This window comes from Syntrophotalea carbinolica DSM 2380 (assembly GCF_000012885.1).
GTDB lineage: Bacteria > Desulfobacterota > Desulfuromonadia > Desulfuromonadales > Syntrophotaleaceae > Syntrophotalea > Syntrophotalea carbinolica.
In genome coordinates this window covers 1003664-1022208 of the sequence record NC_007498.2, presented here as the reverse complement: position 1 = coordinate 1022208, position 18545 = coordinate 1003664, and the positions used below count along the sequence as shown (strand labels likewise).

The following is an 18545-nucleotide window of genomic DNA, read 5'->3' as shown; positions in this document are numbered from 1 at the left end:
AAAAAGGTTTCTTGATTTTCTTTGTCGTTGTCATCACTTCGTTATCACCATCGTTGCTATTGTCGACAACGAAAAAAGCCGTTACAAGAACCTCGTATCCCGTGCAGTTAATCGTGTCTTCGAATTGTGTCCCTTTTGGCCGCTATCTGCGTTGCGCCTTCTCGGCCTAACTCAGGCCAGAGCTGCGTCGATACGCCTTGATAGAAACCAATAGGACCCGGAACTACCTGACACGACGACCCGCACGGGACACTAGGGCAGCGCCGCAAAGTTGTCGGCATCCATCGTCAGATCCGTCTGTTCGCCGCTGCCGGCCACGGCCGTCACGTTATAGAGGATAGTAAAACCGTTTTCGCCGCTGTCAGGGATGTCGTCGCCGTCGTTGTCATTCCAGACCACCAGGTAGCGGGCGCCGCTGGCCGCCTTCTGCGTGGTGGTGTCGTCAAAATTGAAGGCCGGATTGACCGGAGTTCCATCCCCCGCCACCCAGTCGTCGTTGCCGTCGCTGTCACCGCCATCCACCAAGGTCGTCGCCGTGAGCAGGTCGTCGCCGGCCGCCGCCCCGTCGCTGCGAAAGAAACGCGCCTTGGTGATACCCGCCGTGGCGTCGTAAACGGTCAGCTGCGGCAGCCTGAAAAAACCGGGAAGCCAATCTCTCTCGGCAACCACGATATGGCAATTGTCGGCGTTCGGCGAAGCGGTCGGATCGTAGTTTGTCACGTCCACGGCCTCGGTGAAGGACGCCGGTTCCTGATAGTCGTCGGTCCCGTCCGGAGAGCCTTCGGGAAGGGTGTCGGTATCACCGAAATCGAAGAGCCCGTCCGGCCCGCGTGACAGGATGAGCCACAGGCCATTGGTCGCGTCGTGAAAAAAAAGTATCTCCCGCCCCCAGGCGTCGCGCAGAAACTGATGGCCGTCGCTGCCAACCGGGGCTTTAAGGTAGGCATGCCGCCAGCCGATGCCCCATTGCGACGCGTCCAGGTCGTCGCCGCTGTCGCTGCCGTTGGGTTTCGAAGCCCACAGCCCGCGCGGCTGGCCCTTGGTGTAGGCCACCGGGGTGGCTTCGTCGTTCTCGTCGTCCCAATAGTCGTCAGTGGCATCGGCCGGGGTACCGTTGTCTTCCCAGCGAAAGAGCCGCGGCCAACGCGTCAGGTCGCCGGTAAAGCCGCTGTCGAGGCCGTCGGGGGCTTGCCCCACCAGAGCCTTGCGGACAGCTTCGAGGGTGGATCGGGTATCCCCCTTCTTCCGGGCCTGCTCGGCGGCGAAAAGCGCCTCCCAGTCGCGGGAGTAAAGCTTGACGACGATGTTGTCGAGATTCTTTTCATCGTCTTCATCGTAGGCCGTGGCCATGACGTCCGTCGCGTCGACGCTCCAGGCATGGGACGCGCAGGTGCCCTTACTCGGATAGGTTCCCTCCCGGTCCGGGCCCTCCGAAAGAATCCAGAAAATGGTGCCGCCGGGCCAGTCCGGATCCTCGGTGATGAAAAAACGCAAGGCACGGCCCCAGCCGTCGATCAGGCGCCCGTTGCTCTGCAGCAGGCGGAAAGACTCCTTCTCGTCGAAATGCTCGCCCAGCTCACTCGCCGGGCCGTAGCTGCCCTCCTCCCAGGTCTCACTGCCGGCATGGGCGCCACTGTTGTGCCACAGCGGTTCCAGGGCGCCATATTCATCATCGGATTCGGCCCAATGGCCGCCGTCCGCAACGTTGTCGTCCGCAGGCGGCATCAGGTAGGGCCCCTTCCAGTCCTCGCCGAGATCCAGCCCTGGCGCCTTGTGACTGCCGATGTCGACGGGCAGCTCCTCGGGATAGCGGGTCCACAACCCCCGCGGTTGGCCCTCGTTTTCGGTTTCGAGGCCGCCGATATGGTCGGCATTGGCGGTGGTATCGTCGTAGAGCCTGCGGTAAGGCAGGTACCACTTCCATTTCTTTTTGACGAAACGCCCGGACGGGCGATAAAAAACCAGGGCGGGGTCGAGGGTGTAGTCGGGACCCTGGCCCAGGCCGGCGGTCATGGAGCCGGGGTTCTCCCAGCCGCTCCCGACGAAATTCGGCCTGATTTCGGCCCGCGCCTCCCACAGGTCCGGCCAAGCGCGTATATCCCCGACATAGCCGCCGACAATCGGCCGGCCCTCGGCGTCGAAGCGGTCATCCGGACCGAGAATGGCCCGCCGGATCAGCTCCATACGCTGACGGGTAAAGCGCTCACGTTCATGATCATCGAGACGCCCCATGGCCGGCACCACCAGAGCCGCGAGCATGCCGAGGATAAACAGGACGAGCAGCATTTCCAGCAGGGTGAAGCCGGACTGCGCCTGTTTGTGGTATCTGTCTGGTTTATTCATGGTGCCGACATCCATTATCGGGATCGAACAATCCGCCCTTATAACCGTTCTCTGTGTTCAATCTGTAAAAATACGCGGTGTGCGGGCCAACCGGGCCTTCGGCTTTCTCCGGATTCAGCGGAAGGGGGAAACGACTTTTCACCGCCCCGCTCAAGCCGGAGAAAAAGGCGGGGAGGGTGCCCTCCCCGCCGGTTGTTTTGCCAAACGTCATGCCTTAGCCGTTAATGGCGCCAGCGGACGGACCACCGTCAGCAGCAGTCGGGTTGAAATCGACACCCCAGAATTCGCCGTCATCCTCGGGATACATGTGGCCTTCGGGGCACTGGGTGGCATACTGCCAGGATTCCTGACCTTCACTAATGGTGAACTGACGATAGCGCAGGTTGTCGTCGTTCGTCACATAGTCATAATCCGCGCCAGGTGCGTCATCATAGGCTACGGCAGCCACCTGCACACCGTCAGTAGTATTGTCACCGTCGATGGTGCTGAACGGCGTAGCCGTTCCGTCGATGCGCTCCGCGGTTGCAGCCAGGCGGGGCAACACCAGGTTGTAGTCGTTGTAGGTGGCGTTGTCGGCGTTCTGGATGCCGCCAGGGCAATGAGCAGCGTTGCTGACAATGCCGGAGGTGACCAGAGAGCACTCGGGGCCCATACCCAGCACGATGCGGCCGAACCCGTCAGGCTCGCCCCAACCGCGTTCGGTATCGGTATTGGCCTGCCAGGTGCCAGCATCGTCAACCCCTATTCCGATCATGGCCACGGCAAAGGGAGTGGTTGCCGTATCGGTCGGCAAGGTGACCTTTTCCATGGTCGGCGCCTTGGTAACCGAAGCAGCCAGATCCGCATCGTTGGGCCCGGTGGCGGCAGTTTCATCGTAATCAGACTTGATGGCGGAACCATCTTCAAGGTAGGCGTCATAAGCATTGAGGTTGAGCAGGGCAACAATTCCCATGCCTTTGAGTTCCGCGACCTCATCGTCATTCAGGTAATGGATGGCGAAATGGTTGCGCTCGTTGAACTCGGCAGCCAGGGTTTCCGGGCCGTTATCCGGATCACCGTCCGAAACCGCCGGGATCTGGTAGGTGTTGGCGCCCGTTTCTTCCACCAGGTTGGTCAGCTTGTTGGGGAAGCGGCTGGTCTTCTCGAAGAAGCTCGACATGTAGGTAACCATGCGGTTCTGGTTGGTATCGCACACGGTGTCGACGGCGTCGCCGGAGATGCCGGCCAGGCGCGGCGCAACCATGGCGATAAGGAAACCCATGATGGTCAGTACGACCAGGATTTCCAGCAGGGTGAAACCTTGCTGGTTCTGCATTTTTTTACGCATCTTTTTCAACATATCTTGTTACACCTCACTTGGTGACGTGGAGGATCGTCCCACCCTCAGGAACCTTGTCCATCCGATACATAGACCCATCCCATATCAGCCAGCCGGCCCGCCAGGCTGCCCATGCAGCCTGCTTGTAATATCCGACTGTCTTTTTTCGATGCCCGGCAACAGCAGGCCGCGCCCGCCACCACCTCCTTTCCCAAAAGAATTTATGTACTGCTTTTGCGGCAACTGAGTCCCGCCACATCTACGGCCCGCTCTTCCACATCCGAGGTTCCGGACGAGCCCTTGGCAGCCGCCGCTTCTACCGAATAATCGACCACGTAACGATATTCCTTGCCGCAGACCAGAACGATCTCCTTCTGCCCGCGCTTTAGAAAGCGCATCTGCACCCGCAGGGAGCCGTAGCCCTCGTGAAGGAAGAGTTCTGTATAGAGGTCCATCAGCTTTTTCTTGATTTCCCGATGCTGGTCCGATTTTTGGAGCATGACTTGTATTTGACTATCCTGAATTTTTAAGGTCCGTTAAACAAAAGAGGTGCTGAATGTACCGCGATCCGCGACCGCCTGCTACTCGCCGCGGGTTTTTTTATGCTCACAGCGGGTCAGTTGAAAAGCCGTCACTGGTCACTGGTCACTGGTCGAAAGTTATCTGCTTAACCTCACCGGAATCTGTCAAGCCGACAGACAAGCGCAAGGGGCGCCGAGACAGCGCCCCTTGCTTGCTGAGAGGAAATTCCACTTCAGGACATAATCATCAGCCGCCATTGAGGACGTGATTGGCGTTCATGACGTCAACACCCCAGACCTCGTCGTAACGCTGACGGTTGGTGTCGAAATCCCAGGGCTCCATGGCTTCTCCAAGCCCCAGACCGTTGCGAACCTTGAAGTTATCGTCGTTGTTGGTAATGTTGTAGTTTGTCGAAGGCGTGTCCCCTCCCTTGGGCCAGGAAACCGCCTCCAGATCATCCGCAGAGAGGGACGCATAGGCGAGAGTGCCGGAACCCCATAGGGCGTTGTATGCGGTGGCGGTTTCCAGACGATCAGCCGTGGCTTCCAGGCGAGGCAGAACCAGATAGTAGGCACCATAGGAAAAATTGTCCGCCCCCTGGATGGAACCGGGGCAGTGGGCCGCGTTGGATACGATGCCGGAGGAAACCAGCTCGGATTCCGGCCCCAGAGCAAAAGCGATGCGGCCGAAAATATCCTCTTCAGCCCAGGCCCGCTCGACCTGAACATAGGTCACCTCGGTGCCGCCGACCGTAGCAATACCGCAGCCGCACATGGCCACGCCCACGCCAGCTTCCAACGGGCAGGGCTCCATGGCAGGCCGCTGGTCTGTGATGGCCGTCACATTACCCCAGTTGCTGACCCGGTCACCATCCGTAGCTGCCCCCGAGCGGCCGTTGGCGGCGGCGCCGTTGAGACCGTCGGCCTCGGCGGCGTAGTCGTTGAGATTGTAGACTTCGGTAATGCCGAGGGCTTTCAGTTCATCGACCTCTTCCTGGTTGAGGCGGTGAATCATGAATTTATACAACTTGTTGTGGCCCTTAGCCAAAACTTCGGGCCCATTGTCCGGGTCGTCGTCCGAGCAGTAGGGAATCTGATAGCCCGCATCCGCGCCATTGGCGGCAGCCAAAGTGGTTCCGTCGGTCATTACCATATTGGTAACGTGGTTGGGATAACGGTCGAATTTCTCATAGAATGAGCTGACATAGCTCCTGATGCGCCCCTTATTGGTGTCACACACCGTGCCCCCGGCCTCGTTGGACAGATTGGCCAGTCGCGGCGCCACCATGGCGATGAGAAAGCCCATGATGGTCAACACCACCAGGATCTCCAGCAGGGTGAACCCCTGCCTTCCGTCAAGTGTTCGACGGATCTTTCCGGAACGTGTGCCGGGAATCCTCTCGCCTATCGTTGTTATCAGCCTTCGTTTTGACATCTATTTCCTCCTTCGTTTCATGTCTTGGAAGAACGTCCCACTCCCAGGAACCATATCCACCCACATGCACATTGGGTTTTTCCGACACCCGGCCCGCCAGGCCGCGCACACGGCCTGCTTGTGCTGTCCGGATGTTTTATATTTTCATCTCTTAACCGCACGGGACACCAGGCAACTTTCTTGGAACCGTTCCGGCAAAAATTCATGGTCTTTAACGCGACTAGGCACATACGTAACATAAGGTAAAAACCCAGTGCTACTCGAAGCGGGTCTTTTTAAGTTCGCAGCGGGTCAGTTGAAAAAACGCTGTTTTCTCCAAGCCCCTGCGGCTTCGCCTGAAGAAATCCTTGGTACCGTTCACTGATTCATGCCCTCATGCCCGCATGATTCTCCCAGGCAGGCATGATGGCTTGAACTTACATACCGGATTCCGGCAAAAACACCTTGGAAAGGATTTATGGCAGGACTGGCAGGGGCTTCAATTGCTTCGCTCAGAAGCCTAAAGCTTCGGAGGAAATTGCCGTGGAAGGACTTCGCAGCCAGTGCCCCGGACTGACACCGAACTGCTTTTTGAAAGCGGCGCAGAAATGGCCAACATTGGAATAACCCACTGTCATGGCGGCTTCGGTGACACTGACCTGATCCTGTTCCAAAATCCTACGCGCCGTTTCCAGGCGGTAGTTGCGGAAACAATCGAAAACACTGGTCCCGAACAGATGCCGAAAGCCACGCTTGAGTTTGGTGGCGTTCAATCCCACACGGGCGGCCAGTTGCTCGAGCCTCGGGGGGGCTTCCAGATCGCGGAGGAGAATCTCCCGGGCCAGGCGAATTTTTTCCCTCTCTTCTTCCCGCAAGCGGCAGGAGCAACCGTGCCGTGACCGCTGGCCCATTTCCAGAGATGTGAGGCAGCAGGCCAGCATTTCCAAGGCCTTGCCATTGAGATAAATATCCCTCACCGGCGAAGCAAGAGGGCAGTCGAGGATCTGGCGGCCGATGACACCCATGAGTGGAGAGAGGATAATTGGAAGCAGGGAACGGGAAGCCTCCATCTTCTGCATCCAGCCCGGAAGCAGTCCGGGCATCATCGGCTCGGAACCGCCGCCGCAGCAACCAAGAAGCGCTGGATCGACACGCAGCAAAACGCTTTTCACATGTCCAGAACAATCCCTTTCAAGCCGCAGTGAGCCCTTGGGATTGAAGAAGATCAACGCCTGTCCGGCGGACAGTTCAAAAGAGCGGCCGCAAGCCTGGCAGTTGCCACGCAGGCAACCCTCCAGAGTGACGATCAGGATCAGGGACATCTTTTGGTTGCCAGATATCTTGGAAAATTCATCCGCAACGCAGTCGGCTTCAAAAACGACTTCGCCTTGATCGTCACAAAAGGTTTGAATTTCAACTTGTTTAATCAATTTGACACCTCACCCACCTGACGTTCCCATCCCCTCTCAATTCACAAGTATTTACGTTTTCCAGATAAGCCTAAGTGCATTTCGTAGCACCATCTCTGTGCCAGCCAGACTAATGCAGATTGCAATCGACTACTGTGACCGTCGTCACGAAAATGAAATTTATTTTCACTTGACAACCCTCTATTTCATTGGCATAAAAACTGGACCATGGTGCATATTTGAAATACACCTTTTCCCAAGGAGGCTGAGATTGAACACTCCTTCAAAAAAAACCGGCAAGACAAATAAACACCAGGTCTGCCCCTGGTGGATGGCCTACTTTTTCGACAATCCCCTGCGCCGTCTGATGCATCCGCCCTCAAAAATACTCGGTCCCTACGTAAACACAGGTATGACTGTGCTGGACCTGGGATGCGGCTTCGGTCATTTTGCCCTGGGCATGGCGCGCTTGACTGGCAAAACCGGACGGGTCGTGGCAGTGGATGTGCAACAGAAGATGCTGGACAAGACCATGGCCCGGGCGCGCAAAGCCGGCCTGGCCGAAATCATTCACCCCATACGCTGTGACGGCTACTGCATCGGCCTGCCGCTGAAACTTGATTTTGCGCTGGCCAGCAACTCGCTGCACGAAACTCCGGTTCCGGAAAAAATCCTGGCCGAAATCTTCACGCTGCTCACGCCCGGCGGCCTGTTCCTGCTGTTGGAACCCGGCGCTCACCTGCAATACGAAGAATTTGAAACCGAGATCGCCATGGCGAAAAAGTGCGGTTTTGAGGAGGTGAAGCGTCCCAAGATCACCCGGCAGATGTGCTCCCTGCTGCAAAAACCCACAGGTAAAATGGCGACATGAGTTGGGAAAACGGTGAATCCCACCCCAAACAAAAAGGCTCCGACAAAAAAAACCACCAAATTCTCCATGCCGTGCAAGGACTTTTCGCAACGCAGGGCTTTCATACCCCCCCACCGCCACCTGTTTCCGGCCAGCCATGACTAGACTTTAAAAACGTCGGTATCGAGCCGCTCAAACATTGCACTTAAGAAAAAAACTCAGATTTTTCTCGAATTGAAAATAGTTTTCATTTTCGTGACGTAAATCACTGCAATCCGCAGAGAGTAGCCCTATCCTGTCTGGCATCCGGCAACGGACCTGCGAGAGATCCCAAACAGCCCCCTATCAGAAAGGAAAACCCATGACACAAATCGGCATAGTTTACGGATCGACCACCGGCAACACCACCAAATACGCAGAAATGATGCAGCAACTGCTTGGCAAGGAGCGAGCCGACCTCATCGACATCTCCCAGGCCGAAAAGGAAGATCTGGCCCGCTATCCCAACCTGATCATGGGTATCTCTACATGGGGATACGGCGATGTCCAGGATGACTGGGGGAAAAAAATGGCGCTACTGCAGGAAGTCGATCTGCAGAAAAAGCGAATTGCCTTGTTCGGCCTGGGCGATCAGGAAGCCTATCCGTCCACCTTTGTGGATGCCATGGGCACACTCTACGAAGTACTGGTCGACTGCGGCGCAAACCCTATCGGTGCGTGGCCCATGGATGATTATTGCTTCGACGGTTCGACCGCCATACTCAACAAACAATTTGTCGGACTGGCACTGGACGAAGATAACCAGGAGGACAAAAACACCAACCGAGTTGAAACATGGTTGCAACGACTTGAAGATCAGTGGCTCACATGATTAGGTTTTTTAAACAATCTCTTACCCAGCGAGACAACGTCAATGTCTATATCCAACTTAAAAACCAAGCGAACAGATAATTTGGCCGAAATCATCGCAACGAATTTCGACAGCAGCTTTCTTATTCCCCTTTCGATCCACTATTCCGCGGAAGAATGGAACGCTGCCATGCACCAGGCGCTCGCAGTCCGCTCCAGAAAAACCTGCAGCGACACGCTCTGATCGAAATTCGCACATCTCCGCCTCAAAGCGCACCGGAGACACAACTTCCTTTACCTCTGCAACCGGTCTCCATCCTTACTTTCGGATCGAGACCGGTTATCCATTGTCACCCCCGGATCATCCGATGAGGAGAAACAAGATCCACCAAGGTATCGAAACTCGACAATGAAGTCAGAAAGGACCCACATGCGATGAAAAAACCTTTGCCCGATCCGCAGATGCAGGCAAACGAACTGTTTGAGCTCACCTACAACGCTGTAAAGTGGGAATTGTTGCGAGCCGCCCTCGTTTTAAACCTCTTCGACGACCTGTCCACCCCCAAGACAGCGGACGAAATCGCTGACTCGTTCTCATTACACCTCCAAAATACAGAGCATTTTCTCAATGCCCTCACGGCTCAGGGGTATCTGGTCAAGGACAACGACCGGTATTGCAACACCCCCACAACCGAGGCGCTGCTGACGCGCGGTAAAGACACCTTTGTGGGCGAAAGCCTGCTGTTCATGGAAGCCTGGCACCGCCCCCTGCAGCACGGAGTGCTGCTGAACCTGGTCCGCAACGGCCCGTACCGGCTGCAGAACCTGACCGACGAGAACCTATGGGAGGGGGCCGCTCGCATATCCCTGAACGCCTGCCGTACCGGGCGAGCGCAGAAGATTGCATCCCAGGTGGCAGCGCTTCCGGAATTCCCCTCCTTCTCCCGCATGCTCGACCTGGGTTCGGGACCCGGCATGATCGGCATTGCCGTAACCGCCGCCCATTCCTCGCTGCAGTGCTGCCTGTTCGACCAACCCGCGGTCTGCAAGGTGGCCGATGAAGTCATCGCGGAATACGGTATGGAGGACCGCGTCACCACCCTGAGCGGCGATTACCTGGTCGATGATATCGGCAAAGATTACGATTTCGTATTAGCGTGCTACACCTTTAATTTTTACCGCGACCACCTGGACGAAGTCCTGGCCAGGATCCACCAGGTGCTCCGTCCGGGCGGCGTATTCATGGTGGTTTCCGATGGCCTGGCCAAAGACAGGACCGCCCCCGCCACCACCGTCATCAGCTGGCTGTCGACCGCATTGCAAGGTACGGACATGTCCTTCGTCCAAGGTCAGATCGCCGACGCCATGCTCCGAGTCGGGTTTGTATCGACCCAACGCCACATGCTGAACGATTTGGACATCGAAGCACATGGTCCAACCGAAATAACCATCGGCAAAAAAGCGCCCGAAACAATCTGCGTGTCGCCGTCGTACTCATGCCGAAACACGACCACGTCCACCCCACGTCCTTATTAAGTCAAACGCATCATGTTTCCTGTCCGCCTCAACGTCTCGGGCGGACAGGAATATCCCCTGTCTCTTGAATTCCATTCCTTTTTTATCCTTGCAGGTAACGATGATACAGGTGATTCGCCATTCAAGACATAAAACGTACAACCCGTCAGATCAAGGAGATTCAAAATGGTCAATCGATTTGGTACTACCTCCGACATGATAATCCAGGAAATTGACGACAACGGAATCACCCGGCTTGTCGCCATTGACAGTAAGGGACTCTACCTGACCACTCGGGATCGGGTAGATAAAGTGTTGGCTGATGTCAACCGCTACGGAGTCAACAGAGAAGAATTCTACCAGCAGATGCAGGGCCTGGGACTGAAGCCTCATGAAGTATTCAGCGCCAACAAGCACCTCATTAAATCCATCCCTGTAAGAGAAGCAGCCGGCAAGGCTGTCAATCCGCTGAAAGCATCCAAAAGGGGGTTGTGACTCACCTTCATCCCGCCTCTGCGGGGACTGATCGGCATCGCCTATGCGCCGGATACGGGTTTTCGCGGACACCGGGAAACGCTATGGGACGTCGAACAGAACCACGTATCTGCGGATGAGATCGACACTTCCGGCTGGGCGGTCGTCAACCTGAGCTGCGGCGACCGGTTTTCCGCCGGGAGGTATCTGCACGATATCACGGTGGGGGTTGACAACCTGTTCGACAAAGCCTACCGTAACCACCTGTCCACTTCGCCGGAGTCGATCTCAACAAACCCGGCCTGAACGCCTACGCGGCATACAAAATGACGTTTTAATTCATGAAGAAAACAATCGCACTGCTTCTGCTTGTTTTGGCCGTCCTGACCGCGGCCGGCGGCTATCTTGCCTGGCACGAAACCGCCAGCGACGAGCTGGTATTCGGCACTCGTGCGGATCTACCCACACTGACCTTCTACACCACCGGTCTCGCCACCACCCCCCAGCTCCCCTTTTGGTCCGCGGTGCGCAACGGCAAGCTCCTGCATTACTGTAACCTGCGAGTGCGAACCTGGAAAAGCACCGATGATCTGCGGGGATTGCTGCTGGCCGGCAAGGGGGATCTGTGGCTGGGCCATGTCGAAGGCTTTTATCAGGCCCACCAAGCGGGGGCTCCGGTGCAGATCCTGACCGTGAGCGGATGGAAAAAGTTCTACCTGTTGAGCAGGAATCCGGCCGTCAAAAAACTGGCCGATTTAAACGGCCGGGAGCTGCCCTACGCCCCGGCCGGCTCCCCCGCCGTGCCGATCCTGGAAGCCGTGGCCACCAACGCTGAAAACGATATCCGCTACCAGCCCTTCGAACCGAAACAATTGGCCATGGCCCTGCTTCGCGGCAATGTTCAAACGGCCCTGGCACCCGAACCTCTGGTCACAAACCTGCTGACCAAGGTAGACGGGCTGCGGATCGTGACCAGCGTCGAGGAACTGTACGGCCAGCGCACCGGATCTCCGGCCCGCCTGCCCCTGGCGGGTGTGGCGGTCAATCGCCACACCGCCGAAAGACTCCCCGGGGTCGTTGAAAAACTGGTGGAAGAAATGATAAGCGCCTCACAACGCCTGGAAAGCAACCCCGAAGAAGGCATAGATGCCCGACCGAAAGTCTTCGGGCAATTCGTCTCCCGCGATACGATCAAACAGTCCCTGTCGCGAGACCTGATACTGACCAGGCCGGCGAACCAAATCCCGGAGGAAATACAGGCCTACCTGACCACCCTGAACCCAGAAAAATCCGCTACCACCCCGGCGACCGACGAACTGCCGGTCGATCTGCTCTGGAAACCCTGATGGCTTACCTGTTTTCGTTCTGCATTCTGCTGGGAATCTGGTACGCCGGAACCCTGTTTTTCGGTGCCAACCTGGTACCGACACCAACCCAAACCCTGGCTTGTCTGGCGGAATTAACCACCACTCTCAACTTCTGGGCGAATATCGCCATCACTATCTTTCGGGGTGTGCTGGCCCTGGGAATCAGCGTAACGACCGCACTGGTACTCGGCCTCGCCGCCGGCCGCAGCAAACGGGCCATGGCCCTGACCGGGCCGCTGGTCGCGGCGCTGCAAGCTTCTCCCCCCATCTTGTGGATCACCCTCCTGATGGTATGGGTCGGCACGGGCAGCAAGGTTCCGATCACGGTAGTGGTGGCCTCCCTGCTTCCCCCCTTGTTTGCCACCGTCGCCCAGAGTGCCGCGGTAGTGGACCATCGCCTGTTCGAGTTGGCATCCGTCTACCGGGTCAAACGAAGCCGCATCCTGACCGATATTCTGTTACGCGGCATCTATCCTTCCCTGCTGGGCGGATTTTCCTATGCCCTGGGAAGCTGCTGGAAAATCGCCGCTGTGGCGGAATTCCTCGGCTCGTCACAAGGCATCGGTGCCAGGATCTACTGGAGCTATCGCATGCTCAACATGCCGGAATTGTTCGCTTGGGCAACGGTCCTCGTCGGCCTCGGCATGGCCGTGGAACTGGGCCTGATCCGCCCCTTGCGCAACCGGGCCGAAACAAGGACGGGCACACATGCTTAGACTGGAACATATTTCAAAAACCCTGCAAGGCAAAACGGTCATCGAGGATTTCAGCCTGGCCATGAGCAAAGGTGACATGGTCTGTCTGACCGGCCCGTCGGGCGCAGGCAAAACCACCATCGTCCGGATCGCCGCCGGACTCTTGGCGCCAGACCGGGGACAGCTGCAAATCGGCACCGCAAACATCGCCTTTGCCTTTCAGGACGCCCCCCTTATTCCCTGGCTGACAGCACTGCAAAACATGCAATTCGTACTGTCGCCCCGCCTTCGCGGCGAAAAGCTCGATGCACAGGCGCTGACTTGGCTCGAAAGACTGGGATTATCGGACGCGAGGGATAAAAAACCGAGCGAAATGAGCGGCGGCATGCAACGCAGACTCTCCATCGCCTGCAGTTTCGCGGTCACTCCGGAACTGCTTTTTCTGGACGAACCCTTCGCGTTTCTCGACGAATACTGGCAATCGGTCGTGGTGGATGAACTTATCCGCCAGAACCGGCAACGGCGCCTGACCGTACTTATGGTGAGCCATCAACCGGAACCGGTGCAGCGGCTGGATGCCAGAGTGGTACACTTGGCAACGGGATCAAAGCTCCTATCTGCGAAAAAGCACAATCCCGAACGGGCGGAACAAACCGGAGCAGAGTCCGCATAGTGGTTAAATTTTGCAGGCCTTTGGAACCGAAACAAAAAAATGAGCCAAACTTTTCCCTCCTGAACTCAGTAAAATAACTTTTGAACCTCTCGGGATACTGGTCCTGAGTCTCTCCCCTGCATGCGCATGATGCTGCGGACCAAGCTGCCTGCCTTGATCAAAAGAGATTCACATGAAAACAATTTTCATTTTCGTGATTTAAGTCACCGACAAAACACTCAAAACGCGATAAACCATGGGCCACAAGGAAACGACATTGTTTCAGGACAAAGTACCGGAGCGCAAGGCACGTAAAAAGAGCACCTGAACCAATAACCTGAGCGCACACCTCCCTGAAAAACAGAAGCGAACTCATGACCCGTATCAGCAGCAGCAACGAAATAAAAAACAGATTAAGCAACATATTCGACGAACTGCTGCGTCACAACGGTTATGGCCAGATGCAGGTCGACATGCGTTTGCTGCGCCGCGGTCAGAAAGAAATCATCCTGCGTTGCGGCAAAGAATATCGCTTCGTGATCGAGTTCTCCGGCTAAGCAGCATCAATATGGAACATTGGATATATCCCACACCCTGCAACTCCCACCGAAACGGGACGCCCTATTCACGATTTTCCTGGGCAGTCGATTATGCAGACCATGTTGCTGCCTCCTCAGCAAACAAGGCATATCGACTGCCAATTTTTACCTCGCCAGAAAACCAAACAATGCGCCCCTTGCACCGGTTGATCGCCCCATATACTGCTGCCCCGGTCTGCCGACAAAGGAGGGGAAATCACAAGACCAATAGGGAGCGGGTGAGACCTCTTGCGATCGACGGGCATGCCGACCTGGATTCGGCCCCGTACGATCTCGTACGCACCCTTCGCGGCGCGAAACAGGAAGGACTCTTAAAATTGCGCAAAACCGGAATTAACCAGGGTGAGGTGAGCAACTCAGGCTCAACTCATCCCTCTAACAAAACCATGCGTGCGGGCCTCGTACACAGTTCCTGTCCATTCTTCTCTCAATAATGCTGAGGCTGGTAACCTGTCCCAACTTGCTCAAATCAAAAAGTCCCAGTTCTTCAAACCAGAAGTTAGGCATCGCATAGTTGGCCAGTGGGCTTGCAGCATTGCACCACGAACTCATCTTGAAGGTTTTGCAATCTCCTTGATAGCCAAACTGCCGGAGTCTGCGGTGGAGTCGTTTCGCAGGCAGAAAACTTCGGAGCCAAGCCATCGGCCCTTGTCCATCTATCGGTCCCAACCACGATAAGCAGGCATGAGCTATCTACAAGGGCATGACCTGGGAACGATCTGCACCCTTGGCCTGAATCGCAAGCTAATCAAATAGGTTAATTTTTTCTTTGACATTTTAATACCCGCAATGACATTATCGTGCCCAACAGAAGGGGTTCTCGCCAAAGACGCCGGTCACCCACCTTAAACCGCAATACCCCATACAAACATAACCTCGCTAATCCGGAAAATATTCCGGATATCGGCGGGTTCTGCTGGTTCCGGCGGGTTTTCATCCAAACCGCCGGCAATATGCACTGTTTAGGCCTATAAACATGTGCAAGGAACAAAATCGGTACATTGACAGCATACCGTCACGTCTGAAATCCGCTGTTCCTTCAGAAACCAGCAACATCGCCGGATGTTTCTATTCCCGAAGGACAAATGTCAAATGTGGAGGCAACACCTATGAAGAATGTTTTTATTGCGATGAGTGTGCTTTGCATCATGATGTGCGCCAACCGAACCTTGGCCGACCAGGTCAATGACGACCAGGAGGTCTTTGAAACCGAAAAAATGGTGGTCACCGCTACCATGACGGAAAAGATCATGAAAGATGCACCGGGAGCCATCGAGGTCATCAGCGCACAGGAAATCCTTGAAATGAATGCGCAAACCGTGTCCGAGGCGATCGAGGAAGCTACCGGCCTGCTGGTAACGACGGAGACGGGACGACAGAAAAGACCGAGTATCCGCGGCACGGGCGACAAACACACCCTGGTGCTGATCGACGGACGCCGGGTCGTGGCCGGCTTCAAGGATCTGCTCAGCATCAATCAACTCCCCGTGGATCTGATCGATCACATCGAAGTGGTACGCGGCCCCGCATCGGCTTTGTACGGCAGCGACGCCATCGGCGGGGTGGTCAACATCATCACCCGACGGCCCACCAGACGATTGGCCCTGGGCGCCACCGCGCAATACGGGCAGAACGGTTATCACGAAGGGGAAAAAACCAGGGGCCGGGCTTATGTCGGCAAGGCCACGGAACGTTTCGGCGTCTTTCTGGCCGGCGGCTACCAGAAACAAAACGCCTTTGACCGCGACGGCGTCACGCCCGACGACAGCGACACGATCAAGCTCAAATCGGTCGGCGGACGCTTCACCTTCAGCCTCGCTGAAGGGCACGAGCTGCTGGCGGGTTTCGAAGCCATGGACCGGGAACTGTCCGGCCTCAGGGATCTTATGAATATGGACCGGTTGCGAACCGTCGAGGAGGAGCGCTTAAACGGCTTTCTTCAGTACGACGCCAAAATCACGTCCCTCTCCAGACTGATGCTGCGGTTCAATCATTCCGAACAGGAAAACGAAGTCGATACGGATCCAGCCATCCCGGAGGTAAGCGGCGCCATCGGCAACGAATCGGATGCGAAACGCTGGCTGGACCAGATCGAGGGACGATACAGCGGCCTGTTCTACGATCGTCACCTGATTACCGTGGGCACCGAATACCGGGTCGAGGGACGCAAGGATGATGCCGGTCTGGACGACGATATCCATAACCTCAGCTTCTACGGTCAGGACGAATACCGGGTTTTCGATCCCCTCTACCTGGTGGTCGGCTGCCGCTGGGACGAGCATTCCGAGTTCGGCTCCGAATGGACGCCCCGAGTCTCCGCCACCTACCACATCCTGGACAACCTCAGACTCAAAGCATCCTACGGCAGGGGCTTCCGCGCCCCCGGGTTTATGGAGTTGTACGTCCCCACCTACATGAAACAGGGCAAGCAGATCTGCGAACCCAACGCTGATCTCGACGCCGAGACCTCCGACAGCTACGAAGTCGGCATCGAAGGCGAGTACGGACGCTTTCAGGGCCGCTTCATGTGGTTCTATACGGAAATCGACGATCTTATCGATGCGGTCTGGTACATGTCCACCGGCTCGGGCAAGAAAAAAAAGGACTATTACCAGTACCAGAACATCGCCGAAGCGACCATGGAAGGGGTCGAATTCGAGGGACGTCTGAAACTGCCTTACGGCTTCGCCCTGACGGGCAACATAACCTACCTGGATACGGAAGACAAAGATACGGGCAAGGATCTGGAGGGTCGCCCCGACTATAAGGGAACCCTGAAACTGAGCTACCGCCAGCCGCTTTCGGGATGGGCTGCGAATATCCGCTTCAACTATATCGGCGAGCGCTACTACTCCGGCGGAGACGAGGATGACGTCTTCCTGGTGAACACCTACCTGGCAAAAAACATCACCCGGCAATGGAAAGTCTTCGCCGGCGTGGACAATATCTTCAATACCGGCACAACCCGGGAACCGATGTTCTGGTACAGCGGGGTTTCCTACGATTACTGAGTTATTGAATATCTTTTCACACCTGTCCGATCCCGCCTGACGGAACCGGACAGCCGAACCCCACAGATACGACGAGGAGAAGCATCATGAAGTTAATCATCGGACAGATTGGCCAACCGTTAGTTCAAGGTACGTTGGGTCTGCTCCTGCTTATGACGCTATGCGTGATTCCCGGTCGAGCCATAGCGGATAGTACGGGACATTTCTATCTGGTCAGCGTCGGCTGCGGGGATGCGGACAACATCACCCTTAAAGCGATGCGAACCATCCAATCGGCGGACATCGTCTACTGTTCCAAAAAAAACCGGGAAAACTATCCTGAACTGATAAAGGACAAAACCGTGTATCCGCGACCGGGCATCCACATCCACCGATATCTCCAATCCCTCAAGGGCAATTTCGGCTTCGGCAAAAGCAAGGGAGAAGACCTTGCCGCCAAGGCCAAACCGGAGCTGGAGAACTTTGTCCGGACGGTCACCACGGCGGTCCGTGCCGGCAAGAACGTCTGCCTGCTGGACGGCGGCGATCCCTGCATCTTCGGCCCCTACATCTGGACCGTGGAGGTACTGCAGGACCTCGATCCCGTCATCATACCGGGCGTCAGCTGCCTGAACGCGGCCAATGCCGCCCTGCATAGAGGTCTCACCTTCGGCGTCGCGGCCCACTCGGCCATTCTGACCAATGCCGCCGATACCAAACCCGGCTATGGCGGCTCGGACACGATCGCGCGCATGGCCGCCACACGGGCCTCCATGGTGGTGTTCACCATGTTTTCGGACATGGAAAAACTGGTGGCGGAACTCGGCCGGTTCTATCCCCCGGACACGCCGGTGGCCATCGTGGCCAGGGCCGGTTACGCCAAGGATGAGCAGGTCATCCGGGGCACACTGGAAAGCATTCTCCAAGTCATGAAACAGAAGCAGAACATACCTTTCGAACACCTTGTCTACATCGGCGATTTTTTGAAATAACCCACGCGGGCCCATTGCGAGAGGAACCCTGTCATGTCGTCCAAACTGGCCAGATACTTCATCATTACCGCCCTGTGTTTCCTGCTGCTCAGCTGTCTCGAAGGGGTGATGTTTCCCACCAAGTTTCAGCTCCAGTCCCTGTATAAGGCCCTGCTGCATGTTCCCCCCGGCAAGCTCAAAGCCTTTTTCGGCTATTTCGTGACCAAGATCCACACCCATGTGAGCCTGATCGGCTGGGTCAGTTCGGCGCTCATGGGCATCCTGTACCATCTCGCCCCGCAGATCAGCGGACGGGAACGCTATCTGCGCTGGGTCGGTTACGGTAACTGGGGCTGTCATGTCCTCGGCCTGTTGCTGCTCACGGCCGGCTTCCACCTTATCGGGGTGTTCGGCCTGGCTTCCGGTTTCGATGCCGGGTCGCCCGAATTCCGCGCGGTGGCGGCCCCCTACAGGGCCCTGGTGGCGGCGGGCGGGGTACTGGTCACCGTATCGGCCCTGCTGTTCAGCGGCAACATAATGCGCACCCTGCTGGCAAGAGACTGAAAACACGGGAGATT

The 18545-nt window shown here is 56.5% G+C and carries 17 protein-coding genes; 11 read left to right on the top strand and 6 right to left on the bottom strand.

Going from position 1 to position 18545, the window contains the following annotated elements; genetic code table 11:
* Positions 1 to 252 precede the first annotated feature (252 nt).
* The 5 genes from PCAR_RS05145 to PCAR_RS17695 all read right to left on the bottom strand — a co-directional run bounded on the left by PCAR_RS05145 (position 253) and on the right by PCAR_RS17695 (position 7026).
* The gene (locus tag PCAR_RS05145) at positions 253 to 2343 is read right to left on the bottom strand and encodes a prepilin-type N-terminal cleavage/methylation domain-containing protein (protein WP_041531259.1); all 2091 of its coding nucleotides are present in this window, start codon (positions 2341 to 2343) and stop codon (positions 253 to 255) included.
* A 214-nt stretch (positions 2344 to 2557) separates the two neighbouring features.
* On the bottom strand, positions 2558 to 3682 hold the full coding sequence (locus PCAR_RS05135) for a type II secretion system protein (protein ID WP_011340580.1): 1125 nt from the start codon (positions 3680 to 3682) through the stop codon (positions 2558 to 2560).
* A gap of 200 nt (positions 3683 to 3882) precedes the next feature.
* Positions 3883 to 4161, bottom strand: coding sequence for a hypothetical protein (locus tag PCAR_RS18890; RefSeq protein ID WP_011340579.1), 279 nt, complete (start codon positions 4159 to 4161; stop codon positions 3883 to 3885).
* A 268-nt stretch (positions 4162 to 4429) separates the two neighbouring features.
* A complete protein-coding gene (locus tag PCAR_RS05125) occupies positions 4430 to 5617 on the bottom strand; it encodes a type II secretion system protein (RefSeq protein ID WP_011340578.1) in 1188 nt (395 codons plus the stop codon).
* Between the two features lie 491 nt (positions 5618 to 6108).
* The gene (locus PCAR_RS17695) at positions 6109 to 7026 is read right to left on the bottom strand and encodes a helix-turn-helix transcriptional regulator (protein WP_011340577.1); all 918 of its coding nucleotides are present in this window, start codon (positions 7024 to 7026) and stop codon (positions 6109 to 6111) included.
* Between the two features lie 250 nt (positions 7027 to 7276).
* On the opposite strand from PCAR_RS17695, the gene PCAR_RS05115 reads away from it, so the two are divergent.
* The 4 genes from PCAR_RS05115 (at position 7277) to PCAR_RS05100 (ending at position 10714) form a co-directional block, all read left to right on the top strand.
* Complete coding sequence (locus tag PCAR_RS05115) at positions 7277 to 7876, top strand: class I SAM-dependent methyltransferase (RefSeq protein WP_011340576.1); 600 nt, start codon at positions 7277 to 7279, stop codon at positions 7874 to 7876.
* 340 nt (positions 7877 to 8216) lie between these two features.
* The gene (locus PCAR_RS05110; protein WP_011340575.1) at positions 8217 to 8726 is read left to right on the top strand and encodes a flavodoxin; all 510 of its coding nucleotides are present in this window, start codon (positions 8217 to 8219) and stop codon (positions 8724 to 8726) included.
* Between the two features lie 413 nt (positions 8727 to 9139).
* Positions 9140 to 10240, top strand: coding sequence for a class I SAM-dependent methyltransferase (locus tag PCAR_RS05105; protein WP_011340574.1), 1101 nt, complete (start codon positions 9140 to 9142; stop codon positions 10238 to 10240).
* Between the two features lie 165 nt (positions 10241 to 10405).
* The gene (locus PCAR_RS05100) at positions 10406 to 10714 is read left to right on the top strand and encodes a hypothetical protein (protein WP_011340573.1); all 309 of its coding nucleotides are present in this window, start codon (positions 10406 to 10408) and stop codon (positions 10712 to 10714) included.
* 81 nt (positions 10715 to 10795) lie between these two features.
* Here the strand turns inward: PCAR_RS05100 and PCAR_RS18775 are convergent, their stop codons facing one another.
* Positions 10796 to 10957, bottom strand: a complete 162-nt coding sequence (locus PCAR_RS18775) for a hypothetical protein (protein WP_158447404.1) — start codon at positions 10955 to 10957, stop codon at positions 10796 to 10798.
* A gap of 77 nt (positions 10958 to 11034) precedes the next feature.
* Here PCAR_RS18775 and PCAR_RS05095 point away from each other — a divergent pair, with 77 nt between their 5' ends.
* The 7 genes from PCAR_RS05095 (at position 11035) to PCAR_RS05065 (ending at position 18531) form a co-directional block, all read left to right on the top strand.
* Positions 11035 to 12039 (top strand): ABC transporter substrate-binding protein, encoded by a 1005-nt coding sequence (locus PCAR_RS05095; protein ID WP_011340572.1) that lies wholly within the window; start codon positions 11035 to 11037, stop codon positions 12037 to 12039.
* Entirely contained in the window at positions 12039 to 12776 is a 738-nt protein-coding gene (locus PCAR_RS05090) for an ABC transporter permease (protein WP_011340571.1), read from the top strand. Before PCAR_RS05095 ends, PCAR_RS05090 begins: the two co-directional genes overlap by 1 nt.
* Positions 12769 to 13428: an ATP-binding cassette domain-containing protein gene (locus tag PCAR_RS05085; protein ID WP_011340570.1), complete on the top strand. Its 660-nt coding sequence runs from the start codon at positions 12769 to 12771 to the stop codon at positions 13426 to 13428. The genes PCAR_RS05090 and PCAR_RS05085 overlap by 8 nt, the downstream gene beginning before the upstream one ends.
* Before the next feature lie 353 nt (positions 13429 to 13781).
* Positions 13782 to 13964, top strand: coding sequence for a hypothetical protein (locus PCAR_RS05080; protein WP_011340569.1), 183 nt, complete (start codon positions 13782 to 13784; stop codon positions 13962 to 13964).
* Positions 13965 to 15115: 1151 nt separating this feature from the next.
* Complete coding sequence (locus PCAR_RS05075; protein ID WP_011340567.1) at positions 15116 to 17017, top strand: TonB-dependent receptor plug domain-containing protein; 1902 nt, start codon at positions 15116 to 15118, stop codon at positions 17015 to 17017.
* Between the two features lie 86 nt (positions 17018 to 17103).
* Positions 17104 to 17988 carry an SAM-dependent methyltransferase gene (locus tag PCAR_RS05070; RefSeq protein ID WP_011340566.1) on the top strand — a complete coding sequence of 295 codons (885 nt, stop codon included), beginning with the start codon at positions 17104 to 17106 and terminating at the stop codon, positions 17986 to 17988.
* A 33-nt stretch (positions 17989 to 18021) separates the two neighbouring features.
* Positions 18022 to 18531 carry a cbb3-type cytochrome c oxidase subunit I gene (locus PCAR_RS05065; protein ID WP_011340565.1) on the top strand — a complete coding sequence of 170 codons (510 nt, stop codon included), beginning with the start codon at positions 18022 to 18024 and terminating at the stop codon, positions 18529 to 18531.
* Positions 18532 to 18545: the final 14 nt, after the last annotated feature.

Bases quoted from the DNA above. Each gene is read 5' to 3' on its own strand.
- PCAR_RS05145 (WP_041531259.1), bottom strand. From the start codon at position 2,343: ATGAATAAACCAGACAGATACCACAAACAGGCGCAGTCCGGCTTCACC.
- PCAR_RS05135 (WP_011340580.1), bottom strand. From the start codon at position 3,682: ATGTTGAAAAAGATGCGTAAAAAAATGCAGAACCAGCAAGGTTTCACC.
- PCAR_RS18890 (WP_011340579.1), bottom strand. From the start codon at position 4,161: ATGCTCCAAAAATCGGACCAGCATCGGGAAATCAAGAAAAAGCTGATG.
- PCAR_RS05125 (WP_011340578.1), bottom strand. From the start codon at position 5,617: ATGTCAAAACGAAGGCTGATAACAACGATAGGCGAGAGGATTCCCGGC.
- PCAR_RS05110 (WP_011340575.1), top strand. From the start codon at position 8,217: ATGACACAAATCGGCATAGTTTACGGATCGACCACCGGCAACACCACC.
- PCAR_RS05105 (WP_011340574.1), top strand. From the start codon at position 9,140: ATGAAAAAACCTTTGCCCGATCCGCAGATGCAGGCAAACGAACTGTTT.
- PCAR_RS05100 (WP_011340573.1), top strand. From the start codon at position 10,406: ATGGTCAATCGATTTGGTACTACCTCCGACATGATAATCCAGGAAATT.
- PCAR_RS05095 (WP_011340572.1), top strand. From the start codon at position 11,035: ATGAAGAAAACAATCGCACTGCTTCTGCTTGTTTTGGCCGTCCTGACC.
- PCAR_RS05090 (WP_011340571.1), top strand. From the start codon at position 12,039: ATGGCTTACCTGTTTTCGTTCTGCATTCTGCTGGGAATCTGGTACGCC.
- PCAR_RS05085 (WP_011340570.1), top strand. From the start codon at position 12,769: ATGCTTAGACTGGAACATATTTCAAAAACCCTGCAAGGCAAAACGGTC.
- PCAR_RS05080 (WP_011340569.1), top strand. From the start codon at position 13,782: ATGACCCGTATCAGCAGCAGCAACGAAATAAAAAACAGATTAAGCAAC.
- PCAR_RS05075 (WP_011340567.1), top strand. From the start codon at position 15,116: ATGAAGAATGTTTTTATTGCGATGAGTGTGCTTTGCATCATGATGTGC.
- PCAR_RS05070 (WP_011340566.1), top strand. From the start codon at position 17,104: ATGAAGTTAATCATCGGACAGATTGGCCAACCGTTAGTTCAAGGTACG.
- PCAR_RS05065 (WP_011340565.1), top strand. From the start codon at position 18,022: ATGTCGTCCAAACTGGCCAGATACTTCATCATTACCGCCCTGTGTTTC.